General features: G+C 64.9%; 27 protein-coding genes and 1 pseudogene. 17 read left to right on the forward strand and 11 right to left on the reverse strand.

Annotated elements, in window-relative coordinates:
• Positions 1-224 precede the first annotated feature (224 nt).
• The 5 genes from E8F06_RS27235 to E8F06_RS27255 all read right to left on the reverse strand — a co-directional run bounded on the left by E8F06_RS27235 (position 225) and on the right by E8F06_RS27255 (position 3,795).
• A complete protein-coding gene (locus E8F06_RS27235) occupies positions 225-839 on the reverse strand; it encodes an isochorismatase family cysteine hydrolase (RefSeq protein ID WP_280372283.1) in 615 nt (204 codons plus the stop codon).
• A gap of 88 nt (positions 840-927) precedes the next feature.
• Positions 928-1,599 carry an SAM-dependent methyltransferase gene (locus E8F06_RS27240; RefSeq protein ID WP_280372284.1) on the reverse strand — a complete coding sequence of 224 codons (672 nt, stop codon included), beginning with the start codon at positions 1,597-1,599 and terminating at the stop codon, positions 928-930.
• A 200-nt stretch (positions 1,600-1,799) separates the two neighbouring features.
• The gene (locus E8F06_RS27245) at positions 1,800-2,009 is read right to left on the reverse strand and encodes a cold-shock protein (protein WP_028626465.1); all 210 of its coding nucleotides are present in this window, start codon (positions 2,007-2,009) and stop codon (positions 1,800-1,802) included.
• A gap of 304 nt (positions 2,010-2,313) precedes the next feature.
• Positions 2,314-3,105: a histidinol-phosphatase gene (hisN, locus tag E8F06_RS27250; protein WP_280372285.1), complete on the reverse strand. Its 792-nt coding sequence runs from the start codon at positions 3,103-3,105 to the stop codon at positions 2,314-2,316.
• 132 nt (positions 3,106-3,237) lie between these two features.
• Positions 3,238-3,795, reverse strand: a complete 558-nt coding sequence (locus E8F06_RS27255; protein WP_280372286.1) for a cysteine hydrolase family protein — start codon at positions 3,793-3,795, stop codon at positions 3,238-3,240.
• A 105-nt stretch (positions 3,796-3,900) separates the two neighbouring features.
• On the opposite strand from E8F06_RS27255, the gene E8F06_RS27260 reads away from it, so the two are divergent.
• The gene (locus E8F06_RS27260; protein ID WP_280372287.1) at positions 3,901-4,881 is read left to right on the forward strand and encodes a GlxA family transcriptional regulator; all 981 of its coding nucleotides are present in this window, start codon (positions 3,901-3,903) and stop codon (positions 4,879-4,881) included.
• A 47-nt stretch (positions 4,882-4,928) separates the two neighbouring features.
• Here the strand turns inward: E8F06_RS27260 and E8F06_RS27265 are convergent, their stop codons facing one another.
• Entirely contained in the window at positions 4,929-5,288 is a 360-nt protein-coding gene (locus E8F06_RS27265) for a hypothetical protein (protein WP_280372288.1), read from the reverse strand.
• 116 nt (positions 5,289-5,404) lie between these two features.
• On the opposite strand from E8F06_RS27265, the pseudogene E8F06_RS27270 reads away from it, so the two are divergent.
• Positions 5,405-6,069: pseudogene (locus E8F06_RS27270) on the forward strand (isoprenylcysteine carboxylmethyltransferase family protein).
• 49 nt (positions 6,070-6,118) lie between these two features.
• On the opposite strand, the gene E8F06_RS27275 reads toward E8F06_RS27270, so the two are convergent.
• Positions 6,119-7,078: a GlxA family transcriptional regulator gene (locus E8F06_RS27275; protein WP_280372289.1), complete on the reverse strand. Its 960-nt coding sequence runs from the start codon at positions 7,076-7,078 to the stop codon at positions 6,119-6,121.
• Positions 7,079-7,196: 118 nt separating this feature from the next.
• Between E8F06_RS27275 and E8F06_RS27280 the strand changes: the two genes are divergently transcribed.
• Positions 7,197-8,195 carry an SLAC1 anion channel family protein gene (locus E8F06_RS27280; RefSeq protein ID WP_280372290.1) on the forward strand — a complete coding sequence of 333 codons (999 nt, stop codon included), beginning with the start codon at positions 7,197-7,199 and terminating at the stop codon, positions 8,193-8,195.
• A 67-nt stretch (positions 8,196-8,262) separates the two neighbouring features.
• Positions 8,263-8,589 (forward strand): multidrug efflux SMR transporter, encoded by a 327-nt coding sequence (locus E8F06_RS27285; protein ID WP_280372291.1) that lies wholly within the window; start codon positions 8,263-8,265, stop codon positions 8,587-8,589.
• Between the two features lie 9 nt (positions 8,590-8,598).
• Here the strand turns inward: E8F06_RS27285 and E8F06_RS27290 are convergent, their stop codons facing one another.
• A complete protein-coding gene (locus E8F06_RS27290) occupies positions 8,599-8,919 on the reverse strand; it encodes a DUF2025 family protein (RefSeq protein ID WP_280372292.1) in 321 nt (106 codons plus the stop codon).
• Positions 8,920-9,085: 166 nt separating this feature from the next.
• Positions 9,086-10,411 (reverse strand): MFS transporter, encoded by a 1,326-nt coding sequence (locus E8F06_RS27295; protein WP_280372293.1) that lies wholly within the window; start codon positions 10,409-10,411, stop codon positions 9,086-9,088.
• Positions 10,412-10,583: 172 nt separating this feature from the next.
• On the opposite strand from E8F06_RS27295, the gene E8F06_RS27300 reads away from it, so the two are divergent.
• The 13 genes from E8F06_RS27300 (at position 10,584) to E8F06_RS27360 (ending at position 24,109) form a co-directional block, all read left to right on the forward strand.
• Positions 10,584-11,492 (forward strand): LysR family transcriptional regulator, encoded by a 909-nt coding sequence (locus E8F06_RS27300; protein WP_280372294.1) that lies wholly within the window; start codon positions 10,584-10,586, stop codon positions 11,490-11,492.
• Positions 11,493-11,878: 386 nt separating this feature from the next.
• On the forward strand, positions 11,879-13,963 hold the full coding sequence (locus E8F06_RS27305) for an LTA synthase family protein (protein ID WP_280372295.1): 2,085 nt from the start codon (positions 11,879-11,881) through the stop codon (positions 13,961-13,963).
• A gap of 763 nt (positions 13,964-14,726) precedes the next feature.
• A complete protein-coding gene (gene maiA, locus E8F06_RS27310; RefSeq protein WP_280372296.1) occupies positions 14,727-15,359 on the forward strand; it encodes a maleylacetoacetate isomerase in 633 nt (210 codons plus the stop codon).
• Between the two features lie 142 nt (positions 15,360-15,501).
• Complete coding sequence (gene hppD / locus E8F06_RS27315; RefSeq protein ID WP_280372297.1) at positions 15,502-16,578, forward strand: 4-hydroxyphenylpyruvate dioxygenase; 1,077 nt, start codon at positions 15,502-15,504, stop codon at positions 16,576-16,578.
• 134 nt (positions 16,579-16,712) lie between these two features.
• Positions 16,713-17,198 (forward strand): adenosine-specific kinase, encoded by a 486-nt coding sequence (locus E8F06_RS27320; RefSeq protein ID WP_280372298.1) that lies wholly within the window; start codon positions 16,713-16,715, stop codon positions 17,196-17,198.
• Positions 17,199-17,475: 277 nt separating this feature from the next.
• Entirely contained in the window at positions 17,476-18,150 is a 675-nt protein-coding gene (locus E8F06_RS27325; RefSeq protein WP_280372299.1) for a thermostable hemolysin, read from the forward strand.
• Positions 18,140-19,609, forward strand: a complete 1,470-nt coding sequence (locus E8F06_RS27330; RefSeq protein ID WP_280372300.1) for an AMP-binding protein — start codon at positions 18,140-18,142, stop codon at positions 19,607-19,609. Before E8F06_RS27325 ends, E8F06_RS27330 begins: the two co-directional genes overlap by 11 nt.
• Positions 19,606-20,280 carry an iron-containing redox enzyme family protein gene (locus E8F06_RS27335; protein ID WP_280372301.1) on the forward strand — a complete coding sequence of 225 codons (675 nt, stop codon included), beginning with the start codon at positions 19,606-19,608 and terminating at the stop codon, positions 20,278-20,280. The genes E8F06_RS27330 and E8F06_RS27335 overlap by 4 nt, the downstream gene beginning before the upstream one ends.
• Complete coding sequence (locus E8F06_RS27340; protein ID WP_280372302.1) at positions 20,267-21,073, forward strand: SDR family oxidoreductase; 807 nt, start codon at positions 20,267-20,269, stop codon at positions 21,071-21,073. The genes E8F06_RS27335 and E8F06_RS27340 overlap by 14 nt, the downstream gene beginning before the upstream one ends.
• On the forward strand, positions 21,070-21,714 hold the full coding sequence (locus E8F06_RS27345; RefSeq protein ID WP_280372303.1) for a hypothetical protein: 645 nt from the start codon (positions 21,070-21,072) through the stop codon (positions 21,712-21,714). Before E8F06_RS27340 ends, E8F06_RS27345 begins: the two co-directional genes overlap by 4 nt.
• A 9-nt stretch (positions 21,715-21,723) precedes the next feature.
• Entirely contained in the window at positions 21,724-22,386 is a 663-nt protein-coding gene (locus E8F06_RS27350; RefSeq protein WP_280372304.1) for a response regulator, read from the forward strand.
• Entirely contained in the window at positions 22,383-23,759 is a 1,377-nt protein-coding gene (locus tag E8F06_RS27355; protein WP_280372305.1) for an ATP-binding protein, read from the forward strand. Before E8F06_RS27350 ends, E8F06_RS27355 begins: the two co-directional genes overlap by 4 nt.
• A gap of 98 nt (positions 23,760-23,857) precedes the next feature.
• Complete coding sequence (locus tag E8F06_RS27360; protein ID WP_280372306.1) at positions 23,858-24,109, forward strand: hypothetical protein; 252 nt, start codon at positions 23,858-23,860, stop codon at positions 24,107-24,109.
• A gap of 433 nt (positions 24,110-24,542) precedes the next feature.
• Here E8F06_RS27360 and E8F06_RS27365 read toward each other — a convergent pair whose 3' ends face one another.
• Together E8F06_RS27365 and E8F06_RS27370 are read right to left on the reverse strand one after the other, a co-directional pair.
• On the reverse strand, positions 24,543-25,457 hold the full coding sequence (locus E8F06_RS27365) for a response regulator (protein ID WP_280372307.1): 915 nt from the start codon (positions 25,455-25,457) through the stop codon (positions 24,543-24,545).
• Positions 25,458-25,461: 4 nt separating this feature from the next.
• Positions 25,462-26,766 (reverse strand): ATP-binding protein, encoded by a 1,305-nt coding sequence (locus tag E8F06_RS27370; protein WP_280372308.1) that lies wholly within the window; start codon positions 26,764-26,766, stop codon positions 25,462-25,464.
• Positions 26,767-26,870: the final 104 nt, after the last annotated feature.

Raw genomic sequence — 26,870 nt, forward strand, 5'->3', positions numbered from 1 at the left:
TCCGTAGGATGGGTGGAGCGGAGCGATACCCATGCGGACAGAGCTGATGGGTATCGCAAGCTCGCGGAACGCCGCCCGAACCATCCGACAAGAGCCCCGACTTCAGCCTGCCACTCGGAGCATTTCGATCGTCACAGGCAGAGCCGATGACTCATGACCACGCCCTAAGGACGTGGTTTCCCGAGTTCAAATGAATTCGCCCCCACAGGAGGGGGCGCGCCCCACTACACCCCAATCGCCGCCAACACTTCCTCGGTCGTCAGGATGGCGTGCGCGTAAGTCGGCCCATTCAGCTCATGGGCCGCGTGCATCGCTTCCGGGGAAAACGCTGCGGTGGCGTCCCGCACCAGCGTCACGTGGTAACCCAACTCCGCCGCGAAGCGCCCGGTGGATTCGATGCAGGTATTGGCCAGCATGCCAACGAGGATCACCTGCTGCACGCCGTGCTGCTTGAGCTGGTAATCGAGGTCGGTATTGGCGAAACCGCTGCCGCCCCAGTGCTCATGCACCAGCACGTCACCTTCCCGGGGCTGGAAGTCCGGGTGCCATTCACCGCCCCAGGTTCCGGCGGCGAACACCTGGGCGCGGGCGGCGCCGATCTGGTAGGGGCTGGGGTGTTTCCAGGTCTTGAGATCGTCGGGGCGGGCGCGATGGTGGGGCACGTAGAACAGTTGGATACCCGCCTTGCGTACCGCCGCCACGACCTTGCGCAGGTTGTCCAGCGTGCCCACGGCGTCAGCCACGGGTTTGGCCAGACCATGGAGCTTGCCGCCCTCGCTGAGGAAGTCGTTATACGGGTCCACCAGCAACAGGCCGGTGCTTTCGCGTGGATAGGTCATGACGCGGCCCTTCAATGCGGTCGATAACCTGTGCCAGTGTAGAGCGCCCTGGCCGAATCGCCCTGCGACTACGGCATGCCGCCGCCATTCATTGATTGAAGCAGGAGTCGTCGCGCTGGAAGTGCAGCAGTGAACCTTTATAGGTTTCGCCGTTGTTCATCACGCGATTCATGCAGGTGATCTGCGACGCGTATTCGAGTTCTGCCATTTCCCTGCAGAACTTCGAGCGGTTCGGGCGATTGGGATCGACGATGTAGACATCCACCAGATCCGCCGAATGCCGGTCGATGAAGTCGGCGAGCTGCGCCGGTTGTTCGTGCTCGTAAATGACGTCACTGCCGATGATCATGTCGAACAGCCCGAGGTCGTCATTGATGTCGGACCATTTGGCGGCCTGGTAATTGATCGGTCCGAGATCGTTCAGGCGCAGGTTTTCCGCCAGGAAGTCCGGAATCAGCGGGTGATAGTCACTGGCCGTTACGTCGCCGCCGCGCCGGTGCAGGACAAGGCTGGCCAGGGCCAGGCCAGCCCCCACTTCGAGAATGCGCTTACCCTGCAGTTCCATCGTCAGCATGGTGTGCGCCAGGACCTGCCCAGACGGCCAGACCTGACCGAACAAGGGCCAGCTTTCGGGGGATATTCCGAGATTCTCCGCCTCGAGCTCCGGATCGTGATACTGCTGATGATCGAGTAATGAGCGGATATGAAAATCCATATCCCCTACTGATATATCCTGAAATCTGACTTGATAGCCCGGCATGCAGAACTCTTCAATGCAGCGAGTGATGCCGCCAGAAGCACGAAACAAAATAATTTGTTTGCAACTACCAATGATTCATGGAGGCGATGAATGACAGGAGAATGGCCACCAGCGATATGTGCTGGCGAAACTTTCTGGAGTTTTCAGGAGATATAAATAGAAAAGCCCCGCGTTTGCGGGGCTCTTCGAACGGAAAAGTATCAGACTACCTGAACTTTGTCCGCTTGCAGGCCTTTCTGGCCACGTACGACTTCGAAAGTCACTTGCTGGCCTTCGCTGAGGCTCTTGAAGCCGGTGCTTTCGATCGAACGGTAGTGAACGAACAGATCAGCGCCTTCTGCCGGGGTGATGAAGCCGAAGCCTTTTTCATCGTTGAACCACTTGACGGTGCCGGATTGACGATTGGACATTTCATATCTCCAGAATAAAAATAAATAACCCTGATAATTAATCAGGAATTACTGAAGTGCTAAAGCTGTAACGAATCGAGGAGATGAAATAACTTCAATCAGAACATCGAGCCAAGTATCGCAGAGACAATTGCAGCGCAGTGGGCGGGACTATACGCGGTTCAGCCAGGAAGTACAGGTTTATTTTCCGCTGAATACTTCGAGCGGCTGAATACGCTTGGCATTCATACGCTTAGGCGGGAAACCCAGAAACGCCCGCAGGCGGGACTCCACGCATCGCCGGTTTCCCGCCCTCGCCCAGTCATCACACCGACTGCATCAGCTCCAGGATCTGCGCGTGCAGGCGCGGGTCGCCACAGGCGATGACATCACCACCGTTCTGCGCATCGCCGCCATCCCAGCGTGTCACCACCCCACCGGCACCCTGGATGATCGGCATCAGCGCCTGGATGTCGTACGGCTTGAGGCCCGGGTCGAGGACGATATCCACCAGCCCTAGCGCGAGCATGCAGTAGGCGTAGCAATCGCCGCTGTAGCGCACCAGGCGCACGTCGCTCGACAGCTTGCTGAACACATCGCTGTAGGGCGGCTTCTGGAAATGCTCCGGGCTGGTGACCATCAGGGTCGCGTCGGCCAGGTTGCGGCAGGCACGGGTCTGGATCGGCCGGCCGTTGAGCGAGGCCGTGCTGCCGTCGCCGATGAAGCGCTCGCGGGTGAAGGGCTGGTCCATTACGCCCAGCGCCGGGCGGGTACCGTCGTTGAGTGCGATCAGGGTGCCCCAGAGCGGGATGCCGCTGATGAAGGAGCGGGTGCCGTCCACCGGGTCCAACACCCAGGTCCAGGGCTCTTCACCCGCGATGTTTTCCTCTTCCTCGCCCAGTACGCCGTGGCCGGGGAAGCGCTGGGCGATCAGGTCACGCATGGCGCGCTCGGCGCCCTTGTCGGCGAGGGTCACGGGGTCGAAGCGCTCGGCCTCCTTGTTCTCCACCTCCAGGGGCAGGCGGAAGTAGGTCAGGGTGACCTTCGCCGCTGCATCCGCCAGTTCTTCGGCGAATTCCAGGTAATCGGGAGGAAGGGTCTGGTCGTTCATGGGCACTCCGGTTCGGACGTATCAGCAGAATTTCAGCTGGGAATAGTAGAGCGAATTGCCGTCCGTATCGATGTACCTGTTGCACAGAGGGTCCACGTTCCGCAGGCCGAAGCCGGCCTGCGGAACGTGGCGATTGCCTTACCGGGCCTGCTGCGCCAGGTATTCGTCGGTGGACACCACCTTGGCGTAGGCAAAGGCCAGGGCGGCCATGAATGCGCCGTGGACCTGCTCGGCGGGGATGGTCTTGCCCTGGAACTCCAGGTCCCGCGTGGCGCAGGCATCGTGGATCACGGTGACTTCGTAGCCGAAGTCGGCCGCCGCACGGGTGACTCCGTCGACGCACATGTGGCTCATGCTGCCGACCACGGTCAGCTTGTCCACGTCGCTGCCCTCAAGGATGTCCTTCAGATTGGTTTCCCGGAAGGAGTTGACGAAGTGCTTCAGGACCACTGGCTCGCCGTCGGCGTTGAGCACCTTGGGATGGATCTCCGCCCCCTCGGAGCCGGGCCGGAAGAACGGCGCCTCCGGGCTGGTGAACTCGTGGCGGATATGCACCACCAGGTCGCCTGCCTCACGGGCTGCGGCAATGATCCGGGCGGCGTTGTCGGCAGCGGCGTCAGCACCGCTCAGGGTCCACAGACCACCGGGGAAATAGTCCTTCTGGATGTCGACTACGATGACGGCTTGCTTGCTCATGATTTTCACCTCAGGTTGTGGGAGTGGAGACGTGGGGCCTAAGGTGCTCCTCCCGGCGCCGGATGGGGATCGGCGCAACCGACAAATTCGCAGGAAAAACTGACAATGAAAACGATGCTGGAGATCGGCCTCCTGCTCTATCCCGGCGCCCAGCTGGCAGCCGCCCACGGCCTCTCCGATCTGTTCGCGGTCGCCAATCGCCTGGCCGCCGAGCATGCCGACGCCGACCTGCCCGCGCTGCGGGTACGGCACTGGAGCGCCGACGCGGATGGCGAAATCCGTTGCACCTGGGACAGCCACCCGGACGCCGAAAGCCGGCCCTCAGTGGTGATTGCTCTGCCCTGCATCGGCGCCCTGCCCCCGGCCGAAACCCTGCAACCCTTCGTCGACTGGCTCAGCCTTCGGCACGCTGCCGGCGTCACCCTCTGTTCGGTGTGCGCTGGCGCCTTCGTGCTGGCCCAGACCGGGCTGCTCGCCGGGCGTCCGCTGACCACCCACTGGAGCCTGGCCAAGGACCTCGGCGAGCGCTACCCGGAGGTGAAGGTGGACGCCGACAAACTGGTGGTGGACGACGGCGACATCATCACCGCCGGGGGCGTGATGGCCTGGACCGACCTGGGCCTGACCCTGGTGGACCGCCTGCTGGGGCCGACCATCGCCGCGAATACCGCCAGCTTCCTCGCCCTCGACCTGACCCGGCACTCGCAGCAGTACTTCCGCCGCTTCACCCCGCGCCTCACCCACGGCGACGAGGCGGTGCTCAAAGTGCAGCGCTGGCTGCAACGCCAGGACGCGCGCCAGGTCAGCCTCCCCGCCATGGCCGCCGAAGCCGGGCTGGGCGAACGCACCTTCCTGCGCCGCTTCCAGCAGGCCACTGGCCTGCGACCCACCGAGTACTGCCAGCAACTGCGCGCGGCCAAGGCCCGCGAGCTGCTGGAGCTGACCAACCGCTCGGTGGACCAGATCGCCTGGGAAGTCGGCTACCAGGACCCAGCAGCCTTCCGGAAGGTGTTCAACAAGATGGTCGGGCTATCGCCCACGGATTATCGGCGGCGGTTCGGGCGTAGGAGCCTGGCGGACACCTGACGGTCATTTTTGTGGGGGCGAATTCATTCGCCCCCACAAGCTCCGCCTCAATCACTGCAGTAGTCTCCGTCGCACATCGGCTCGCTCCCCTCCCCGTCGCGCACCTCCACATCCCGATACACCCCCAGCTCCGGGTCGAAGCTGCGGATCAGTACCTGCGGCTTCTCGGTGCTGACGCGCGGCAGTTGGGCATCGCGGAACTGGTGGTACTCGGGCACCACCACGAAAGGCTGCGGTGGCAGGTCGGCGAAGGGCCGGGGTGGCGGCGAGACATAGGGTTGCAGGGGACTGCTGGGATAGTAGGCAGTGCCCAGGTACGGCCCGAACCCGTAGTACGAGTCGCCATAGCCAGTGGCCCAGGCGCCCGGTGCGGCCAGGACCAGCAGCAGGATTCCGAGGCGTCCCATGACGGCGCCCTCCACGGTGAATCCCCCAAGGTGTTCAGTTATAGCACCCGCTCCGCACCCGCCACGCTGCCAGCGGTCCAATGCCTTGTCGTCGCCGATCGAAGGGGTGATCCGCCATGTCACGCTCCCGCACGCTGCTCCTCGCGCTCGTCGGCACCCTCGCCTACCTGGGCCTGGCCGTCCTCGGCTGGGGCGGGTTCATGGCCTTCTTCAGCGAGCCGCCGCTGGTGGCACTGACCCTGGTGCTGTTCATCCTCTCGGGAGTGGCCCCTTTCACTCGCGGCAACCTCAGCAGCGGCGTGCGCGAGGACCGGCGCAATCGCTGGGTGTTGCCGGTATTCGGCATCATCGCCCTGCTCAGCGCTTTCCTCCCCGCCTACACCGACCGCCTGGACGTCTGGACGTCTGGACCTTCGGTGGCGACGGCATGCGCTGGCTGGGTGTGTTCCTGTTCGCCGTGGGCGGTGCACTGCGGATGTGGCCGGTGTTCGTGCTGGGCAATCGCTTCAGCGGCCTGGTGGCCATCCAGCCCGGCCACCGGCTGGTGACCGATGGCATCTACGGCATGATCCGCCATCCCAGCTACCTGGGCCTGATGATCGCTTCTATCGGCTGGGCCCTGGCCTTCCGCTCCGGCGTCGGTCTGGTCCTGGTGGCACTGACATTGCCGCCGCTGCTGGCGCGTATCCAGGCTGAAGAAGCACTGCTGCGCACGGAGTTCGGCGAGGAGTACGAGGCTTATTGCGCGCGCACGTCGCGGTTGATTCCCGGCCTCTACTGATCCATTCGGTCCAGGCAGATCCTGATGCCGTTGCGCCCGGCGCGGGCGCTCAGCCATCCACCCTGAATCGCGCACGGTAATCGCTTGGCGTTACCCCCAGGCGCCGCAGGAAGGCGCGGCGGAAGCCATCGACGTTGGCGTAGCCCACTTCGTCGGCCAGGCGTTTCAGGGGAAGGTCCGACTCCTCCGCCAGGCGCCGGGCAGCGTCGATGCGGGCCAGTTCGACGAACTCTGCGGGGGTGGAACCGGACTCCTGCTTGAAGACCCGGGCGAAGTTGCGCTCGCTCATGCCGGCCCTTGCAGCCAGGGACGGGACGCCGAGATCGCCCTTGAGGTTGGCCAGCACGTGGTCCTGGATATCCCTTATCACCGACCGCTCGGCGGTCTGCGCCGCCAGGTGGGCGCTGAACTGTGACTGCCCGCCAGGGCGTTTGAAGAACATCACCATCTCCCGCGCCACCCGCAACGCAAGCTCGCGTCCGTGGTCCTCCTCCACCATGGCCAGCGCCAGGTCCATGCCTGCGGTGACGCCGGCGGAGGTGTAGAGGTTGCCGTCTTTGACGTAGATGCTGTCGGCCTCGACCTGGGTGTCGGGGTTCTCCTCGGACAGGCGTGCGCTGCTGTTCCAGTGAGTAGTCACGCGACGCCCACGCAGCATGCCGGCAGCGGCCAGGACGAAGGCACCGCTGCACACCGAGCCGATGCGCCTGACCGAGCCCGCCTGCTGGCGCAGCCACTGCTGCAACGCCGGGTTGCCGGTGATCTCGTCGACCCGCGGTCCACCGGCCACCAGCAGGGTGTCGAGCTTGCCCTTGTGGGTATCCACGGTGGCGTCCACCGCCAGGCGCAAGCCGTTACTGGCCTTGATCAAGCCGGCTTGGGTGCCTATCACCTCGACTCGGTAGGCGCGGGGATTGCCCAGTTGCTTCGCCGCCTCGGCGAAGACATCGGCCGGGCCGACGATGTCCAGCAATTGCACGCGGGGAAAGGCCAGCAGAGCGATGCGCATGGGAGATGTCCGTCGCTGTCGAAAGGTTGGCTGAATTCGTCGTAACAAGACTATTCAAGCCAAATTCAGCTTGGCAGAAACTAACTCCAACGACAAATCCAGCCCAATGGAGTCTGCCATGAACACTGTATTCATTCCCCCGCTCGAAGCAGCACAGGCCAAGCCGGCAAGCACCTCTTCGATCAAGAATCTCCCGGTCAACCTGTTCGGCTCCGTGATGGGTCTGGCCGGGCTCGGCATCGGCTGGCGCCTGGCCCACCAGTATTTCGGCGTAAGCCCCGTGATCGGAGAAGCCATCGGCCTGTTCGCCGCACTGGTATTCGTCGTACTGGCCGCCGGTTATCTGGTCAAAGTGGCGCGCCATCGCCAGGCCGTCATCAACGAGTTCACCCATCCCATCGCCGGCAACTTCTTCGGCACCATCGTCATCGCCATCCTGTTGCTGTCGGTGGTCGCAGGCCCCTACGACGAACTGCTGGCCCAGGGATTGTGGTCCCTTGGCAGCGTACTGACGGTGGCGCTCGGTGGCCTGGTGCTGTCGCGGCTGTTCAAGGGCAAGCAGGACCTGCAACACGCCGTGCCGGCCTGGCTGATTCCGGGCGTCGCCACCCTCGATATCGCCGTCACCGGCGGCCACATGCCCATGGCCTGGGCGGCTGAGCTGAACCTCTTCGCCATGGCAGTGGGTGCGGCTCTGGCGCTGATCTTCTTCACCAGCATCTTCCCGCGCCTGGTCCACCAGGAGCCGCTGGCCAAAGCCATGGTGCCGTCGCTGATGATCCTGGTGGCGCCGTTCGAAGTCGGCTTCCTGGCCTACGCGAACCTGTTCGGGATCGACCGCTTTGCCGCCCTGCTCTTCTACTTCGGCCTGTTCCTGGCCGTGGTCCTGGGCTTCAAGGTATTCCGCCGCGACGTGCCCTTCGCTCCGTCCTGGTGGGCCATCAGCTTCCCCCTGGCTGCGCTGGCCAACGCAGCACTGAAGTACGCCCACGCACAAGGCAGCCTGCCGCTGCAGGTGATCGCCTGGTCCATCCTGCTGTTCCTCACCGTGGCCCTGGCGGTACTGACCTGGAAAACCCTGGGCAGCCTGGTGTGCGGCAAGCTGCTCGCCGGCTGAGAGATTCTCTCCCCCACTTTGCGAGCCCTGCGGGGCTCGTTCTTTTTTCTGAGATGAGAGGTACCCGATGACCCCGACAAGCTCCTGGCTGATGCTGCTCGCCGCTGGCGTTCTGGAAGTGGCCTTTGCGCTCGGACTGAAGAGCGCCAATGGCCTGCAGCGCCCCTGGATTCTGGCCGGCACGCTGCTGGTACTTACCGGCAGCCTGGCCCTGCTGACCCTGGCCCTGCGCCATCTGCCAGTGGGTACCGCCTATGCCGTATGGACGGGCATAGGCGCAGTGGGAACCGCCCTGGCAGGCGTGATCTGGATGGGGGACTCCGCCTCCATCAGCCGGCTGGCCTGCATGGGGCTGATTGTCGGTGGAGTGATGGGGCTGCGCTGGCTGCCCTGAGCCCGACCGTCAGACCCGCCGGCGCTCCGCGCTGATTTCCGGCAGATCGGTGCGACGCAGGTAGACCAGCAAGGGGTCGCACAGGTTGAGGCGGTCGTTGATGTTCTGTTCCAGGAGAATCTGCAGGCATTCGCGGCTCAGGGTCATCACCTGGTCGGTCTTCGCCGTCCAGACGAACTCGCAGGCCGGCATGATGCTGTCATCGGGTACGTCCATGCCGAAGGAGTCTTCGCTGAAGCGCACGATGTACTTGCCCAGCTTGCGGTTGAAGCCGACGAATCCCTTGAGGGCGTCGGCGGCGTTGCAGATGTCGGTGGAGGTGATGCTCATGCTGTACTTCCCTGGTCGGATCGAGGCGGGTTGTGCACGCATGGAAGGCAGGGATGCTCCCACTCTGGCCGGTGGGTAGGCCGGCATTCTGCCAGCCCCGGCGCGCATCGGCGGTGGGCGTGTTGTCGCACCCTGGGGCTGCGATGACAGCCCCAGGGTGAAGACATCAGTGCGCCGGCTGGACGATGGCGTTGCCGGGCAGCGCCGGCAGCCGTGCCAGGTGCAAGGCCACGGCCACTGCGATCACCAGCAGACCGCCGATGAACAGGCCGACGCCCTGCCAGCCGTAGTGGTGCCAGAACAGGCCACCGAGGGTACCGGCCAGGCTGGAGCCGACGTAGTAACTGAACAGATAGAGGGACGAAGCCTGGCCCTTGGCCCGCTGGGCGCGACGGCCGATCCAGCTGCTGGCCACCGAGTGGGCGCCGAAGAAGCCGAAGGTGAAGATCGCCATGCCGGCCAGGATCACCCCCAGCGGGCTGAACAGGGTCAGCACCAGGCCGCCGAGCATCAGCAGGATGGCTGCCCAGAGCACTTTGCGCCGACCCACCTTGTCCGCGAGGGAACCCACCCAGGCCGAGCTGTAGATGCCGGACAGGTAGACCACCGAGAGCACGCCCACCAGGGCCTGGCTCATCTGGTAGGGCGAGGCCAGCAGGCGGTAGCCGATGTAGTTGAACAGGGTGACGAAGGCGCCCATCAGCAGGAAGCCGGTGAGGAACAACCAGGGCAGGCCGGCGTCGCGGAAGTGCAGGCGATAGCCTTCCACCAACGTGGACGGCCGGAGCGGCTGCGGGCGGAAGTGTTTCGACTCGGGCAACACGCGCCAGAACACCAGGCCGGCCACCAGCGCCAGGCCGCCGAGCGCCGCCAGGGCGGCATGCCAGGAAACGAAGTCCACCAGCACACCGCTGATCAGGCGCCCGCTCATGCCACCGATGGCGTTACCACCGATGTAGAGCCCCATGGAAAGGCCGAGGTGGTGCGGATGGATTTCTTCGCTCAGGTAAGTCATGGCCACGGCAGCGAGGCCGCTCAGGGCCAGGCCCACCAGGGCGCGCATCACCAGCACGCCTTCCCAGGTCGGCATGGCGGCGCTGGCCAGGGTGAACAGGGCGGCAGCGATCAATGACACCACCATCACCGGCTTGCGGCCGATGGCGTCGGACAGCGGACCGGTCACCAGCAGGCCGAGGGCGAGCATGGCGGTGGAAACGGAGAGCGCCAGGCTGCTCTGGGCGGCGGAGATGGAGAAGTCCCTGGACAGGACCGGCATCATCGGCTGGATGCAGTACAGCAGGGCAAAGGTGGCGAAACCGCCGGAGAACAGCGCCAGGGAGGTGCGCATGAACTGCGGCGTGCCCTTCCTGATATAGGTGGGGAGTTCAGGATCGTTGGCGGCGGCGTCCGGCAGCTCGGTGGCTGGGGCACGGGCCGCCTCGCTAAACGCGGGATCGTCTTCGGTCTTGAGTACTGCCTGGGATTTGCTCACGGGGCACCTTCGGGCATTTGCGGCGAGCAGGCACAACGAGGCCGTGCCGCCTGGATCAGGGGCTGGAATATTCGTTGTTGGGGTTATGGGCCGAAGGATATCGAGCGTTTTATATTATCTCCAATATATTATTCGACACATTTGATATGTTCTGGATATCAATAGGCATCCCATGGAACTGAGACACCTGCGCTACTTCATCGCCGTGGCCGAGGAGCTGCATTTCGGCCGCGCCGCCGAGCAACTGGGCATTTCCCAACCCCCGCTGAGCCAGCAGATCCAGGCGCTGGAGGAGGAAATCGGTGCGCGCCTGCTGGAACGCACCAACCGTCGGGTCGAGCTGACCGAAGCCGGCCGCCGCTTCCTCGACGAGGCCCGCCAAGTGCTGGCCCAGGTGAACAAGGCCGTGGAGATCGCGCGCCGCGCCCACCGTGGCGAACTGGGCGAGTTGAAGGTGGGCTTCACTTCATCCGCCCCCTTCACCTCCACCATTCCCCGCAGCATCCGCGCCTTTCGCCAGGCCTACCCGGACGTTCACCTGGAACTCACCGAGGGCAGCAGCGCGGAAACGGTCAGGGCGCTCCAGGAAGAAAGCATGCAGGTCGGCGTGATCCGCCCCCTCAACCTGCCGGACAACCTCCTGGCGGTGGAACTGTTCCGCGAGCCGCTGGTGGCCATCCTGCGCGCCGACCACCCATTGGCTGCCGGCAGCGAAGACGGCATCCACTTCAGCGCCCTGGCCGACGAACCCTTCGTATTCTTCCCGCGCACCTTCGGTACCGGCCTCTACGACCAGATGCTCGCCCTCGCCCGCGACGCCGGCTTCACGCCGCGGGTTTCCCAGGAAGCCAGCGAAGCCATGACCATCATCGGCCTGGTGTCCGCCGGGCTGGGCGTATCGGTGCTGCCCGCCTCCTTTCGCCGCACCCGCGTCGATGGCGTGGTCTACCGCACCCTGCTCGACCCAGGCGCTACCACCGCCGTCTGGCTGGTGCGCCGACGGGACGAACGCTCGCCCCTGGCGCTGTCATTCATCGACCTGGTGACTCGCGAGGCCGCGGCCATTCGCGAGCGCCGGTAGGCAACCTTGTGGGGGCGAACTCTTTCGCGAATGGAGATGGCACCGAGCGGTGCTTGCCCCCTCACCCTGTGGGGGCGATTTCAATCGCCAAGCAGGGCGCAGCCCTGCCCGGTGGGAGCGAATACATCCTGCGCACCCCGGAGAAGCTGGTGGGCCTCATGCTGCCCAACCGACCAATTTCTGCCCGCGTAGACGAAACAGCCCGACACATCTCGGCGTCGCCACAGGGCGCCATTCGACGTTTTCTTCACATTCCCTCTGGCAATGTCCGACGCTTTCGGCGGACCAACTGGAACCACTGTGCCATCAGGTGATCTACTTACCCCCGGCATCGTTCAGCTCCAGATGCCGCCCCGCCCTGAGTAGACCATTGGATGCTTGATCGCATGACCGCACAGGAACCCGTCGCCACCCGGCAGTCCTCGTTCAACCTGGACACCCCTACCGTCAAGAGCCACCTGGCTTTCACCCTGCTCAGCGCCGGTGCGCTGCTGGTGATGTACAGCCTGCTGCGAGTGGCGCTGCTGGTGTACAACAGCGACCAGATTGGCGACAGCCCGGCGTCGGTGTTCGTCGAGTCCTTCTACAACGGCCTGCGCTTCGACCTGCGCGTGGTGGTATTCGCCCTGGTTCCGCTGCTTCTGTCGCTGCTCAGCGTCCGCGCCATGGCCGCCCGGGGTGTGCATCGCATCTGGCTGACCCTCTTCGCCAGCCTCACCCTGTTCCTCGGCATCAGCGAACTGGACTTCTACCGCGAGTTCCACCAGCGCCTCAACAGCCTGGTGTTCCAGTACCTGCAGGAAGACCTGGGCACCGTCGCCAGCATGATCTGGAACGGCTTCCCGGTGGGTCGCTACCTGATCGCCTGGGCCCTGGCCACTGCCCTGCTCTACCTGATGTTCCGTAGCCTGGACCTGCTCAGCCGTCCGCGCACCGGCGCCAGCACCAAGCCCATCGCCCGCAAAACCGCGCCCTGGTTCAGCCGCGTGGCGATTTTCATGGTCTGCCTGGTGGTGGCCGTGGTTGCCGTTCGTGGCCATCTGCGCCAAGGCCCGCCGCTGCGCTGGGGTGACGCCTATACCACCGACTCCATGTTCGCCAACCAGTTGGGCCTGAACGGCACTCTGACCCTGGTGGACGCGGCCAAGAGCAACTTCTCCTCCCACCGCGACAACGCCTGGAAGGCCACCCTGCCTGAAGACGAAGCCGTGGCGACCGTGCGCGAGATGTTACTCACCCCCAACGACAAGCTGGTGGATGCCGACACGGCCGCCATCCGTCGCGATTTCACCCCGCCGGCCGAAGGCACCCTGCCGATCCGCAACGTAGTGGTGATTCTGATGGAGAGCTTCGCGGGGCGTTACGTCGGCGCCCTGGGCAGCCAGGAAGGCGTCACGCCGTACTTCGACAAATTGGCCAAGGAGGGACTGCTGTTCGACCGCTTCTTCTCCAACGGCACCCATACCCACCAGGGAATGTTCGCCACCATGGCCTGCTTCCCCAACCTGCCAAGCTTCGAGTACCTGATGCGCACCCCCGAGGGCTCGCACCAGTTCTCCGGGCTGCCGCAACTGCTCAGCGCCCGCGACTACAACGACCTGTATGTCTACAACGGCAACTTCCAGTGGGATAACCAGTCCGGCTTCTTCAGCAACCAGGGCATGACCCGTTTCATCGGCCGCGAAGACTTCGTCAACCCGGTGTTCATGGACAAGACCTGGGGCGTGTCCGACCAGGACATGTTCGACCGTGGCGCCGCCGAACTGGCGAAGATGCCCACCGACAAGCCGTTCTACGCGCTGTTGCAGACCCTCTCCAACCACACGCCTTACGCCCTGCCGGCCGATCTGCCGGTGGAAAAGGTCACCGGCCACGGCGCCCATGACGAACACCTGACCGCCATGCGCTACGCCGACTGGGCCCTCGGCCAGTTCTTCGAGAAGGCGCGCAAGGAGCCCTACTTCAAGGACACGCTGTTCGTCGTAGTGGGCGACCACGGCTTCGGTAGCGACAAGCAGCTCACCGAAATGGACCTGTTCCGCTTCAACGTACCGCTGCTGCTGATCGGCCCCGGCGTGCAAGAGAAGTTCGGCAACATCAACCACAACGTCGCCACTCAGATCGACATCGTGCCCACCATCATGGGCCGCCTGGGCGGCGAAGTACGCCACCAGTGCTGGGGACGTGACCTGCTCAACCTGCCGGCCAATGACCCGGGTATCGGTGTGATCAAGCCGTCCGGCGGCGAACAGACCGTGGCCATCGTCAGCGCCGACCGCATCCTGATCCAGCCCAAGGACTTCCCGGCGCGCCTGTACCAGTACCAGCTGGGCGCCGATGCCAAGGCCGAACGCGTCCCCGGCGATAGCGACCCGCGCCTGCAGAAGTACCTGGAAGCCTTCCTGCAAACCGCCACCGGCAGCCTGTTGAACAACACAGCCGGCGTCCAGGACGCGAAACAGAACCAGTGATGTACCAGGCCCCGCTCGATGCGGGGCCTTCTTTTTCTGGCCTCTGAATTCATTCGCCAAGGGCAGCACAGCTGCCCCGTAGGATGGATGTCGCTCTTTACATCCACCAACGGAGTACGGGTGAGCCACGACCGGTGGATCGATGGAGCGTGATCCACCCTACAGGCAAGCGAGTGAACACGGGATTGTTGTCGGGTGATCCGCTCCCTCACCCCCAGCCCCTCTCCCTGAAGAGGAGAGGGGTGACTCGCGACGGCGAGGTCCAAACAATCCTGAAGCAGATTGCGGCCTGAAACTGAGCAACCGAGGTGGGGCAGCGACTCCGCCCCTTCAGGAGGCCGAGCGGAATCGTTGTGCAGGGGGATGAGCGGCATGGATGCCGCGAGAGGCGTGTGGGGCCATGGATGGCCCCTCTCGCCGTGCCCCCGGCGCAATGATGGAGCGAGGGAAGTCCGGCGAAGCCGGACCCGGATGCAGGGGCAAGTTTTTTGGTTCCTTTTCAACGACTGGAAAAGGGACTCGCCTGGGAAGGCGAAACCAGAAACATCCGCAGAACTCGGCAAGCAGCCTGGCGAAGGACGTTCCAGCAACACTTAACGCAGACATAGCGAATAAATTCACCCCCACAGGCTTTCCTCGCTCCGCTCGCCGCTTGACAGCCCCGCCCCCAGCCCGCAAATTACGCAAAGTGTAAATTGATTACGAAAACAATAATGCTGGCGCCCGGACTTCACACCGGAACGCCTGCCGCCGAGCGATTGCCATGGACCTCTATACCTATTACCGCTCCACCTCTTCCTACCGGGTGCGCATTGCCCTGGCGCTGAAGGGCCTGGAAGCCCGGCATATCCCGGTGAACCTGATCCAGGACGGCGGCCAGCAGCACAAGCCCGAGTACAAGGCGCTCAATCCGCAAGGCCGTGTTCCCAGCCTGCGCCTCGACGACGGCCAGGTCCTGACCCAATCCCCCGCGATTATCGAATACCTCGAAGAGCGCCATCCGCAGCCCGCCCTCCTGCCCCAAGGCCTGGAAGCCCGTGCCCAACAGCGCGCGGTGGCGGCCATCATCGGCTGCGATATCCATCCGCTGCACAACGTCGCGGTGCTCAACCGCCTGCGCGGCCTGAAGGTGGAGGAAGCCGAGGTGATGAACTGGATTCGTCACTGGATCGCAGAAGGCTTCAATGCGGTCGAAGCCCTTATAGGAGACGAAGGTTTCTGCTTCGGCGAACCGGGTCTGGCTGACGTCTATCTGCTACCGCAGGTCTATGCCGCCCGCCGTTTCGAACTGGACCTGTCACACTATCCAAAGATCGCCCGGGTCGAACGCCTTGCCCTTGTGCATCCGGCCTTCATCCAGGCGCACCCTGACCAGCAAGCCGACAAGCCGGCCTGAGGCAACGTCCATGCAAAGCCTCGGATTCAAAGTCACCATCGGCGACTACCTCGCCCGCAGCGTACGCGGCATTTCCTGCGCGCCACCGGCAGCCACCTCGCATTGACCCATACTTCCAATCAAATGCTCGAGGTGCCAAAAAATGGCTGACATGTTCGAAAACCCCATGGGCCTGCAGGGCTTTGAATTCATCGAATTCGCCTCGCCCACCCCGAATACCCTGGAACCCATCTTCGCCATCATGGGCTTCACCAAGGTCGCGACTCACCGTTCCAAGGACGTGCACCTGTACCGCCAGGGCGAGATCAACCTGATCCTCAACAACGAGCCCAAGAGCCAGGCCGCCTACTTCGCCGCCGAGCACGGCCCGTCCGTCTGCGGCATGGCCTTCCGTGTGAAGAATGCCCACCAGGCCTATGCCCGTGCCCTGGAGCTGGGTGCCCAGCCCATCGAAATCCCCACTGGCCCGATGGAACTACGCCTGCCGGCGATCAAGGGCATCGGCGGCGCGCCGCTGTACCTGATCGACCGCTTCGGCGAAGGCTCCTCGATCTACGACATCGACTTCGAGTTCATCGAAGGCGTCGACCGTCACCCGAAAGGTGCCGGCCTGAAGTTCATCGACCACCTGACCCACAACGTGTACCGCGGCCGCATGGCCTACTGGGCGGACTTCTACGAGAAACTGTTCAACTTCCGCGAGATCCGCTACTTCGACATCAAGGGCGAGTACACCGGCCTGACCTCCAAGGCCATGACCGCGCCGGACGGCATGATCCGCATCCCGCTGAACGAAGAGTCCTCCAAGGGCGCGGGCCAGATCGAAGAGTTCCTGATGCAGTTCAACGGCGAAGGCATCCAGCACGTGGCCTTCTTCACCGACGACCTGGTCAAGACCTGGGACGCGCTGAAGGCCCTCGGCATGCGCTTCATGACCGCGCCGCCGGCCACCTACTACGAGATGCTCCAGGGCCGCCTGCCGGACCACGGCGAGCCAGAAGGCGAACTGCAATCGCGCGGCATCCTGCTGGACGGCACCACCGAAGGCGGCAGCAAGCGCCTGCTGCTGCAGATCTTCTCGGAAACCCTGATGGGCCCGGTGTTCTTCGAGTTCATCCAGCGCAAGGGTGACGACGGCTTCGGCGAGGGCAACTTCAAGGCCCTGTTCGAATCCATCGAGCGCGACCAGATCCGTCGCGGTGTGCTGAGCACCGAATAAGGCGCTATCCGCTACGAAAAACCCGGCTTCTGCCGGGTTTTTCATTTCAGACGATCACCTGTCCGTCTAGTGTCGGCGACGCCGCGCCCTGCCCCCTGACTATGCTTGTTCCATGGGGGTTGGAGGCGCGCCACATGCAACTCGTCAGCGTCAGCATCGACAAGCCGGAGTCGATCAACTTCATCTTCGGCCAGACCCACTTCATCAAATCCGTCGAAGACATCCACGAAACCCTGGTGGGTGCCGTACCCGGCATCCGCTTCGGGCTGGCCTTCTGCGAAGCCTCGGGCAGCTGTCTGGTGCGTTGCTCCGGCACCGACGACGCCATGCTCGAACTGGCCAGCAGTAATGCCCTGGCCATCGGCGCCGGGCACAGCTTCATCATCTTCCTCGGCGAAGGCTTCTACCCGGTCAACGTGCTCAACAGCCTGAAGCTGGTGCCAGAGGTCTGCCGCATCTACTGCGCCACCGCCAATCCGACCCAAGTGATCCTGGCCGAAACCGACCAGGGACGCGGCGTGCTGGGTGTCGTGGACGGCTTCTCGCCCCGTGGCGTGGAAGGCGAAGAAGACATCGCCTGGCGCAAGGGCCTGCTACGGCAGATCGGCTACAAGCTCTGAGCCCACGCGACGATCGGCAGGTGCGCGATGCCCATCTGCCATGCCGGCCGACAGCAAAAAGCGCGCAAAAAAAAAGCTGCCATCGCCGGCAGCTTCAGTTTGCACCCTGGCACTTCCTGTGCCCTTTCTGTTCCTGCAAGCAGGATGCCCTGTGCGGATGACATCCCTGTGTCAGCGGGATGAAGGCTTGTCGACAGGCGCGCAAGGCGTCTTCAGGGTCCCTTAAGACTTCCCGCGGATACTGCCTCTCATTAAGCCAAGCGCCCGGAGGGCATCGATGAACAGCGTCGAGTGGAACGCCCTGTTCCCATTCCGTTTCGGTCACAAGTCGCAGCAACACTACCTGTCCCTGCTGTTGGCCGGTGACACAGGGCGTGGCCAGGTCGAGGACTTCGTCCATCGCCGCTTTCTCAGCGCCCACGGTGCCGATATCCACCAGTACATGCCGGAGCTGCTGAGCATGCGCAACTTCCACGGAGCCCTCAGCGCCGTGGCCGGCATCCGCCTCGCCGAGCAGGAGACGCTGTTCCTCGAGCAGTACCTGGAAGCGCCGGTGGAAACCCGGATCGCCAGCCTGACCGGCCTCCCGGTGGAGCGCCGGCAGGTCGTGGAAGTGGGCAACCTGGCGTCGATAAGCGCCGGCAATGCGCGCCTGATCATCGTCGCGGTCACCTGGCTGCTGCACCAGCGTGGCCTGGAGTGGGTGGTGTTCACCGGCGCTCCCGGCCTGATCAACAGTTTCCACCGCCTCGGCCTGGAACCCCTGCACCTCGGCGAGGCCAACCCCAGCAGCCTGGGCCACAACCAGGAGCAATGGGGTTCCTACTACGAGCAGAAGCCCCAGGTGTTCACCGGCAACATCCACCTCGGCTTCGAGCAGTTGCAACGCAACGGTGTCATCGGGCGCCTGGGTTTCCCTGAAGCCGACGAGGCGGCCCACCATGCAGCCTGAAGCCTTTCGCGAGGTCCTGCGCAAGCACGCCAGCCACCTGCCGCAACCCCTGGCCCTGCGCGGCGATACCCGACGCTACACCTATGCCCAGTTGCTGGCCGAAGTGGAACGGCGGGAAGGCCTGCTGCACGCAGAACCCGAAGGCGTACTCGCCCTCGGCCTGGACAATGGCCCGGAGGCGCTGATCTGGGACCTGGCAGCGCTCTTCAGCGGGCGCCCCTGCCTGATCCTGCCGCCCTTCTTCAGCCCCGCGCAGCGCGCCCACTGCCTGGAGCAATGCCAGGTCGGCCTGGCGGTGCTGGACGCCGGCTTCGCCAACGAGCTGGAAGGCGCCGGCTTCCGGTCGGACGGCACCTTCTGGCGCAAACCCGGACAGGGCCAGGCAGCCCTGCCCGCCGGCACCCTCAAGATCACCTACACCTCGGGCACCACCGGCCAGCCCAAGGGCGTCTGTCTGGGCGCCGACGCCTTGCTGCGGGTCGCCCATGAACTGGAAGTCGCCAGCCGCCCCTGTGCACCGGCCCACTACCTGGCGGTGCTGCCGATGGCGGTGCTGCTGGAGAACCTCGGCACCTATGCGGCGTTGTTGGCCGGCGCCTGCGTCACCCTGCTGCCGCAGCGGCAGATGGGCATCCAGGGCGCCAGCGGCGTGGACTGGCCGAAGCTGCTGGCCACCGTCGTCCTCAGCAGCGCCCAGAGCCTGATCCTGGTGCCGCAGCTGTTGCTGGGCCTGGTCACCGCCATCGAGCAGGGCCACCTGGGCGCCGCGCAATTCCGCTTCGTCGCCGTGGGCGGGGCAAGGGTCTCGCCGGACCTGCTGGCTCGCGCCGCGCGGGTCGGGCTGCCGGTGTTCGAAGGCTATGGCCTTTCCGAATGCGCCTCGGTCGTCTGCCTGAATCGCCCCGGCGCCGTGCGGCCGGGCAGCGTCGGCCAGCCCCTGCCCCATGTCCAGGTACGCCTGGCGGACGACGGCGAAGTACAGGTCAGTGGTTCCACCCTGCTCGGCTACCTGGGCGAAGCGCCCTTTGCCGGCGGCTGGTGGCCCACGGGTGACCTGGGCGAGTTCGACGCCGACGGCTACCTGCACCTCAAGGGTCGCAAGAAGCACCAATTCATCACCAGCTTCGGCCGCAACGTGAACCCGGACTGGGTGGAGGCCGAGTTGACCCAGCGCGGCGTGATCGCCCAGGCCTTCGTCCACGGCGAGGGCCTGCCCGGCAACCTTGCCCTGCTCTGGCCGCTGGACCCGAACTGCGATGCACAGACCCTTTCCGATGCCGTGGCCTGCGCCAATGCCGCCCTGCCCGACTATGCGCGGATCAGGGCCTGGCATCGTCTGGAAACACCCTTGAACGCCGCCGACGGGCTGCTCACCAGCAATGGTCGCCTGCGCCGCGAGGCCATCCTCGCGCGCTACCGCGACACCCTGCTCGAACTTCAGAACGAGGCAAGACCATGAGTTTCTTCGACCAACTGCAAGCCGCCACTGCCCGTGAACGCGAGGCGCTGTTCAGCGTCCCGGTGATACGCGAAGCGCTGGCCGGCCAGGTCAGCCTGGAGGGCTACCGTGCCTTCCTCGGTCAGGCTTACCACCACGTACGCCACACCGTGCCGCTGATGATGGCCTGTGGCGCGCGTCTGCCTTCGCGGCTGGAATGGCTCCGCGGCGCGGTGTGCGAATACATCGACGAAGAATACGGCCACGAACGCTGGATCCTGAACGACATCGCTGCCTGCGGCGGTGACCCTGAAGCCGTCAGCAGCAGCCGTCCCTCGCTGCCCATCGAACTGATGGTGGCCTTCCTCTACGACCAGATCGCCCGCAGCAATCCGGTGGGCCTGTTCGGCATGGTCAACGTGCTGGAAGGCACCAGCATCGCCCTGGCCACCCACGCCGCCGGCAGCATCCGCGAGAGCCTCGGCCTGCCAGCCGACGCCTTTAGCTACCTGTCCTCCCACGGCGAACTCGACCAGGACCACATGGCCACCTATCGCGGGCTGATGGATCGCCTGGACGACGAAGGCGACCAGCAGGCGGTGATCCATGCCGCCAAGGTGGTCTACCAGCTCTACGCCGACATGTTCCGCGGCCTGCCCCGCGCCAGCGAGGTGTCCCATGCGACTCGCTGATTGCCGCGTACTGCTCACCGGTGCCAGCGGCGGCATCGGCCTGGCCCTGGCCGAACAGCTCTGCGCACGCGGTGCCCAGGTGATGGCCGTGAGCCGGCAGCCGGAAGCCCTGGCGCCCCTGCGCGCACGCTATCGGCAGCAACTGGCCTGGACCGGTGCCGACCTGCGCCAGGCCCAGGGACGCCAGCGGGTGCTGGAAGTCGCCCGAGGCATGGGCGGCATCGATGTCCTGGTGAATGCCGCCGGGGTCAATTGCTTCGCCATGCTGGAACAGGTGGAAGACGACCAGATCGAGGACATGCTCGCCCTCAACGTCACCGCCACCGTGCAACTGACCCGTGCCCTGCTGCCGCTGCTGCGCCAGCAGAACCATGCCCTGGTGGTCAACGTCGGCTCCATCTACGGCTCCATCGGCTATCCCGGCTACGCTGTCTATTGCGCCAGCAAGTTCGCCCTGCGCGGCTTCTCCGAGGCCCTGCGCCGGGAGCTGGCGGACACCCCGGTGAACGTCCTCTACGTCGCCCCGCGCGCCACCCGCACCGGCATGAACAGCCAGGCTGCCATGGCGCTGAATGCCGAACTCAAGGTCGGCGTGGACGAGCCGGACCAGGTGGCCCGGGCGGTGATGGCGGCCATCGAGAAGGACCTCAGCGAGCTCTACCTGGGTTGGCCGGAGAAGTTCTTCGTCCGCCTCAACGGCATGCTGCCCGGCGTGGTGGATCGGGCGCTGTCCAAGCAACTGCCGATCATCCGCCGCTTCAGCGGTGCCCACCACGGCAAGGACCATCCATGATGAACAAGCTCATCGGCACCTTCGGCCTGTTCCTGATCCTCAGCATCCCCGCCTGGGCCCTGGACGACACCGGCAATCAGCGCCTGGCCGCGATCCAGCAGCGCTGGGCGGAAATCCAGTACCAGGTGATGGAGCAGCAGCGCGCCGCCGAATTCGAGAAGCTCGCCGCCCAGAGCGGCGCGTTCACCCGCAGCGCCCCGAACGCCGCCGAAGCCTGGATCTGGCACGGCATCGTCACCAGCAGCTGGGCCGGCGCCGAAGGCGGCCTGGGCGCCCTGGGCAAGGTCAAGGACGCCCGCGACGCCCTGGAGCGCGCCATCCAGCTCGACCCGAACGCCTTGCAGGGCTCGGCCTACACCAGCCTCGGCGCGCTGTACGACCGGGTGCCTGGCTGGCCGGTCAGCTTCGGCGATGAAGACAAGGCCGACCAGTTGCTGCGCAAGGCCCTGGAGATCAATCCGGCGGGTATCGACAGCCTGTATTTCTGGGGCGACCACCTCTACCGCCAGGGCCACGCCCAGCAGGCGCGCGAAGCCTTGCTCAAGGCCAAGACCGCCGCCCCGCGACCCGGTCGCGAGCTGGCCGACCAGGGCCGTCGGCGGGAAATCGATGCTTTACTGCAGGAAATCGGCAACCCCTGAAGGACGCCCATGCGACTGCTTCTCGTCGAAGACGACAACGCCCTTGGGGCCGGCGTACGCGCCGGCCTGCGCCAGGAAGGCTACACAATCGACTGGCTGACCGACGGCGCCAGCGCCCTGCACGCCCTGCAGACCGAAGAATTCGACCTGGCGATCCTCGACCTCGGCTTGCCGCGCCTGGACGGCCTGCAGGTCCTGCAGCAACTGCGCACCGGCGGCTCCACCCTGCCGGTGCTGGTGCTCACCGCCCGCGACGCAACCGAGGACCGAATCCTCGGCCTGGACGCGGGGGCGGACGACTACCTGGTCAAACCCTTCGACCTCAATGAGCTCAAGGCCCGCCTGCGCGCCCTGCTGCGCCGCAGCGCCGGCCGGCCGCAAGTGCTGATCGAACACAACGGCGTGGTGCTCGACCCCACCAGCCAGCAGGTCAGCTACCAGGGCAGCCCGGTCGCCCTGACGCCCAAGGAGTACCAGTTGCTCCACGAATTGCTCTCGCAACCGGGCAAGGTCATCACCCGCGAGCGCCTGGTGCAGACCCTCTACGGCTGGGACGAGGAAGCCGAAAGCAACACCCTGGAAGTGCATATCCACCACCTGCGCAAGAAGCTCTCCAGCGACCTCATCCGCACTGTGCGCGGCATCGGCTACCTCGTGGACGGCCGTCCATGACGTCATTGCGCCGCCGCACCCTGTGGCTGGTGATGGTTTTGTTGCTCCTCGGCACCCTGCTCATTGCCTACTTCAACTACCGCGACAGCAGCCACGAGATTGAAGAGATCTATGACGCCCATCTGGCGCAGAACGCGCGCCTGCTGATGGGTGTGATGCGCATGCCCCTGGCCAAACCCGAACAGGACGAGTTGTACCGCGCCTTCAACAACGCCCTGAGCAGCGCCGTCCCGCGCAAGGTCGGACACCCTTACGAGAGCAAGATGGCCTTCCACGTCTGGAGCAAGGACGGCCGAAGCCTGGTGCAATCGCCCAGCGCCCCGCCCTTTGACCACGCGCCGGTGAAAACCGGCTTCCACAACATCGAACTGGCCGGCCACCACTGGCGCGGCTTCGTCCTGCCGGATACGGAGCAGGGCCTGCTGATCTGGGTGGGTGAACGCGACGACGTGCGCCAGGACCTGGTGCAGCGCATCGTCCGCCATACCCTGGGGCCCAACATGGTGGGCATTCTCGTCCTCGCGGCGCTGGTCTGGCTGGCCATCGGCTGGGGCCTGCTGCCGCTGCAGAACATGGCGCGGGTGATCCGCAGCCGCCACGCCGAATCCCTGGCACCGCTGCAGATCGTGCCATTGCCGAAGGAACTGGAACCCATGCAGGCGTCGATCAACCGCCTGTTGGCACAGATCGAGCTGATGCTCCAGCGCGAACGGCGCTTCATCGGCGACGCCGCCCACGAGATGCGCACCCCGTTGGCGGTGCTGCGCCTGCACGCGCAGAACGCGCTCGAAGCCACCAGCGACGAGCAGCGCGCCGAAGCCCTGCGCTTTCTGACAGTGGGCGTCGACCGCCTGACGCGGGTGGTCCACCAGTTGCTCACCATGGCGCGGGTGGAGCCTGAACTGGCGCGGCAGAAATGGCAGCGCCTGGATCTGGGACACCTGGTCCGCGAGCACCTGGCCGAGCTGACGCCCCTGTTGCTGGACAAGGGCCTGGAACTGGCCCTGGAAGTAACCGACGACGACTTCCACACCACCAGCGACGCCGCCGCCATCGGCATCGCCCTGCAGAACCTGGTGACCAACGCCACCAACTTCTCCCCGCCCGGCGGCGAGGTGAAGGTCAGCCTGCTGCCAGACGGCCGGGACTTCTTCCTGCTGCGCGTGGAAGACCAGGGCCCCGGTATCGAAGAAACCCGGCTGGAACGCCTGTTTGAGCGCTTCTACAGCCAGGACAATCCCCAGGGCGCAGGCCTTGGCCTGGCCATCGTGCAGATGATCGCCACCCGCCTGGGCGGCAGCATCACCCTGTACAACCGTGAAGGCGGCGGAACCTGCGCCGACCTCAAACTGCCCCGACTGGCGCCCGGATAACGCCAGACCGGGCCTACCGCTCCGCGGAATCGCAGCAGCTGCGCGCAAAATCGGCTGTACTGAAATACCACACCCTCTTCGCCAAGGGAGGCAACGCCATGCGCACTCCTCGTCTTCCTGTTCTCCTGGCTGCCATGTTCCTGCTGGTTTCGGCAGGCGCATCCTGGGCCACCGAGCAGGCCCAACAGCGCCGCGCCGCGCGGGAAGTCCGCCAGGAAACCCGCCAGGATGCACGCCAGATCAAACAGGACTGCCGCGCCGCCGACATGCAGTACAACGCCGAATGCCGCCAGGACAAGCGGCAGACCAAGCAGCAAGGGCGCGAAAGAGCGCGGGATATCAAGTACTGAGCGGCACTCCTCAACCCTCGGGGCGGATCTGACCCTGTAGGGGCGATTTCAATCGCCAAGCAGACCGAAGGTCTGCCCTCGGGAGCTCGTCGGGGCAACTGCGTTGCCCTTGGCGAATGAATTCGCCCCTACAAGGAAATGGGCTCGCCGGATTGTTCGAGCCAGCCCATATCCCCCTCCTCCGAACGCGGCCCGCCCCTGTAGGGGCGATTTCAATCGCCAAGCAGGCCGAAGGTCTGCCCTCGGGAGTTCGTTGGGGCAACTGCGTTGCCCTTGGCGAATGAATTCGCCCCTACAAGGAAATGGGCTCGCCGGATGGTTCGAGCCAGCCCATATCCCCCTCCTCCGAACGCGGCCCTGCTCTTGTGGGGGCGATTTCAATCGCCAAGCAGGCCGAAGGACTGCCCTTCGCAGTCGAAGGGGGATCAGTGCCTCAGGCAATAACCCGCTCACGCAATCGCGCCAGCATCCCCAGCAGGCTGCCGACACGCTGGTTCTCACTGGCTTCCTTCGGGGCATCCGCCGCACGCGGGACCATTTCCAGCGGCTGCGCGCGCCACAGGAAGGACTGCTCGGCGGCCGCCTTCAGGCCCTTTTCGAACAGGCCGCGGCGGATCGGTTTGGGCAGGTAGCGGAAGATCTGCGCTTCGTTGATCAGCTTGAGCAGCGCCTGGGTGTCGCGGAACGGCGTCACCACCAGGCTGAGCAGCCGCGGGTGGGCCTGGGCCAGGGATTTCAGCAGCGGCGCCATGTCCTCGCCGCCCAGCTTGAGGTCGCTGACCAGCAGGTCCACCGGTTCCAGGTTCAGGGTCACCAGCGCCTCGCTCAGGTTGTGGGCGCGCAGCAGGCGATGGCCGCCGGATTGGCAGAAGGCCTGGACGCAGTGCAGGGTTTCCGGATCGTCATCCAGCAGCAGCAGGTTCAGCGGAGCCGCCAGGTTGCTGGTGGCGGTGGTGACCGGCGCGGCGGCCTGGCGCAGGGCGATCTCCGCCGCCTGGCGCAGGGTGAAGGCCATTTCCTGCGGGTCCCAGGGCTTGGTCAGGTAGCGGAAGATACCGCCGTTGTTCAGCGCTTCCACCGCGGCATCCAGGTCGGAGTAGCCGGTGAGCAGGATGCGCAGGCATTCCGGCGCGATCTCCCGCGAACGTGCCAACAGCTCGGCACCGCTCATACCCGGCATGCGCTGGTCGCTGACGATGATATGCACCGACTCTTCCTTGAGCCGTTCCAGCGCGCGCAGCGGGTCGCTCTCGGTGATCACCTCGTACTGGCGGCGGAACTGCAGCGCCAGGCTGCGCAGAATGCGTTCCTCGTCATCGACGAAGAGAATGCGGACGGAAGACGACATGGACTCAGGCACTCCGTTTCAGTTCGACCGCCGGATTGCGCGGCAGGCTGATGAGAAAGCGCGTTCCGCGCCCCGGCTCCGAGGCCACGCGGATGCTGCCGCCATGGTCACGGATGATCTTGTAGCTGATGGACAACCCCAGCCCGGTCCCCTCGCCCACCGGCTTGGTGGTGAAGAAGGGATCGAAGATGCGTCGCATGACGTCCGGTGGCATCCCGCGACCGCTGTCCTGCACTGAAATGAACACGCCGGCCTCGTCGGCCCAGCTGCGTACCTGGATGCGCCCCGGTTCGTCCATGGCCTGGGCGGCATTGGTGAAGAGGTTGAGCAAGACCTGGTTGATCTGCGACGGGGCACAGGTGACACGGGGCAGCTCGCCCAGCATCTGGAACACCTCGGCCTTGTCCTTGATGTTGTTGCGGGCGATCAGCAAGGCACTGCGGATGCACTCGTTGAGGTCCACTTCCTCGCTCATGGCGCGGTCGAGGCGGGCGAAATCCTTGAGGCCGGAAACCAGCTCGGCGATCTGGCCGATGCCATACAGCGTGTCACCGAACAACTGGCGCAGATCGCCAGCCAGCAGCTCGGGAGCGGCCTCCTCGCGGCTGGCGGCAGCGCGTTCCAGGGCATCGGCCAGGCGGTTCTCGTCGCAGGCCGGGTCTTCCAGGCAGGCGGCCAGCGCGGCCTGGCTCTCGGCCAGGGCGAACAACGGCGTGGTCAGCTCTTCCATCAGCTGCACGTTGTTCTTCACGTAGCCCAGCGGGGTGTTCAGCTCATGGGCGACGCCGGCCACCATCTGGCCGAGGGACGCCATCTTTTCCGATTGCACCAGCTGGGTCTGGGATTCCTTCAGGTCCACCAGCGCCTGGCGCAGCACCCGGTTGCGCTGGGCGATACGCATTTCCATGGCTTTCAGCAGGTCCAGCACCGTACCGAGTCCCAAGTAGCGTCCCTGCTCGTCCACCAGGATGAAATCTTCGGTAATCGGGTACTGCAATTGCCCGGTGACCTGCTTGGCCGCCAGCTCCAGGCCACTGGCCAGGGCGACGGTGAGCGGTGCCGGGTTCATCACGTCGGACGCCGGACGACGGCCCCAGAGGTCGCGGCCGAAGCGCTGCATGAAGATGTCCTGCAACGTGTAGCGGCTGACCAGGCCCAGCGGCATCCCCTGCCCGTCCACCACCGGTAGGGACAGGAAGGCCTTGTGTTCACGGGTCAGCAGGCGATCGGCCACATCACTGATGCTCATGTCCGGGGTCAAGGGTTCCACGGTCTTGAGCAGGCGAGCCAGACTGCTTTCGGCTGCCATGATCGATACTCCGGGCGGCTGATGAGTGCCGGGCATTCAAGCAGCGTCAGGTTGCCATCATGTGACAGATGTCTCACGAGAGAGACAGATGAAAAAATGGCGCG

Origin of the sequence: Pseudomonas sp. BN411, from assembly GCF_029871235.1 — a bacterium.
In the GTDB taxonomy this organism is placed as follows: domain Bacteria; phylum Pseudomonadota; class Gammaproteobacteria; order Pseudomonadales; family Pseudomonadaceae; genus Metapseudomonas.

What these genes read in the sequence shown, in the direction of transcription:
- E8F06_RS27335 (WP_280372301.1), top strand. Translation starts at nt 19,606, where the DNA reads ATGAGTTTCTTCGACCAACTGCAAGCCGCCACTGCCCGTGAACGCGAG.
- E8F06_RS27300 (WP_280372294.1), top strand. Translation starts at nt 10,584, where the DNA reads ATGGAACTGAGACACCTGCGCTACTTCATCGCCGTGGCCGAGGAGCTG.
- E8F06_RS27235 (WP_280372283.1), bottom strand. Translation starts at nt 839, where the DNA reads ATGACCTATCCACGCGAAAGCACCGGCCTGTTGCTGGTGGACCCGTAT.
- hppD (WP_280372297.1), top strand. Translation starts at nt 15,502, where the DNA reads ATGGCTGACATGTTCGAAAACCCCATGGGCCTGCAGGGCTTTGAATTC.
- E8F06_RS27305 (WP_280372295.1), top strand. Translation starts at nt 11,879, where the DNA reads ATGACCGCACAGGAACCCGTCGCCACCCGGCAGTCCTCGTTCAACCTG.
- E8F06_RS27265 (WP_280372288.1), bottom strand. Translation starts at nt 5,288, where the DNA reads ATGGGACGCCTCGGAATCCTGCTGCTGGTCCTGGCCGCACCGGGCGCC.
- E8F06_RS27255 (WP_280372286.1), bottom strand. Translation starts at nt 3,795, where the DNA reads ATGAGCAAGCAAGCCGTCATCGTAGTCGACATCCAGAAGGACTATTTC.
- E8F06_RS27355 (WP_280372305.1), top strand. Translation starts at nt 22,383, where the DNA reads ATGACGTCATTGCGCCGCCGCACCCTGTGGCTGGTGATGGTTTTGTTG.
- E8F06_RS27365 (WP_280372307.1), bottom strand. Translation starts at nt 25,457, where the DNA reads ATGTCGTCTTCCGTCCGCATTCTCTTCGTCGATGACGAGGAACGCATT.
- E8F06_RS27245 (WP_028626465.1), bottom strand. Translation starts at nt 2,009, where the DNA reads ATGTCCAATCGTCAATCCGGCACCGTCAAGTGGTTCAACGATGAAAAA.
- E8F06_RS27345 (WP_280372303.1), top strand. Translation starts at nt 21,070, where the DNA reads ATGATGAACAAGCTCATCGGCACCTTCGGCCTGTTCCTGATCCTCAGC.
- E8F06_RS27240 (WP_280372284.1), bottom strand. Translation starts at nt 1,599, where the DNA reads ATGCCGGGCTATCAAGTCAGATTTCAGGATATATCAGTAGGGGATATG.
- E8F06_RS27340 (WP_280372302.1), top strand. Translation starts at nt 20,267, where the DNA reads ATGCGACTCGCTGATTGCCGCGTACTGCTCACCGGTGCCAGCGGCGGC.
- E8F06_RS27290 (WP_280372292.1), bottom strand. Translation starts at nt 8,919, where the DNA reads ATGAGCATCACCTCCACCGACATCTGCAACGCCGCCGACGCCCTCAAG.
- E8F06_RS27350 (WP_280372304.1), top strand. Translation starts at nt 21,724, where the DNA reads ATGCGACTGCTTCTCGTCGAAGACGACAACGCCCTTGGGGCCGGCGTA.
- E8F06_RS27320 (WP_280372298.1), top strand. Translation starts at nt 16,713, where the DNA reads ATGCAACTCGTCAGCGTCAGCATCGACAAGCCGGAGTCGATCAACTTC.
- E8F06_RS27360 (WP_280372306.1), top strand. Translation starts at nt 23,858, where the DNA reads ATGCGCACTCCTCGTCTTCCTGTTCTCCTGGCTGCCATGTTCCTGCTG.
- E8F06_RS27325 (WP_280372299.1), top strand. Translation starts at nt 17,476, where the DNA reads ATGAACAGCGTCGAGTGGAACGCCCTGTTCCCATTCCGTTTCGGTCAC.
- E8F06_RS27370 (WP_280372308.1), bottom strand. Translation starts at nt 26,766, where the DNA reads ATGGCAGCCGAAAGCAGTCTGGCTCGCCTGCTCAAGACCGTGGAACCC.
- E8F06_RS27260 (WP_280372287.1), top strand. Translation starts at nt 3,901, where the DNA reads ATGAAAACGATGCTGGAGATCGGCCTCCTGCTCTATCCCGGCGCCCAG.
- E8F06_RS27285 (WP_280372291.1), top strand. Translation starts at nt 8,263, where the DNA reads ATGACCCCGACAAGCTCCTGGCTGATGCTGCTCGCCGCTGGCGTTCTG.
- E8F06_RS27280 (WP_280372290.1), top strand. Translation starts at nt 7,197, where the DNA reads ATGAACACTGTATTCATTCCCCCGCTCGAAGCAGCACAGGCCAAGCCG.
- maiA (WP_280372296.1), top strand. Translation starts at nt 14,727, where the DNA reads ATGGACCTCTATACCTATTACCGCTCCACCTCTTCCTACCGGGTGCGC.
- E8F06_RS27330 (WP_280372300.1), top strand. Translation starts at nt 18,140, where the DNA reads ATGCAGCCTGAAGCCTTTCGCGAGGTCCTGCGCAAGCACGCCAGCCAC.
- E8F06_RS27275 (WP_280372289.1), bottom strand. Translation starts at nt 7,078, where the DNA reads ATGCGCATCGCTCTGCTGGCCTTTCCCCGCGTGCAATTGCTGGACATC.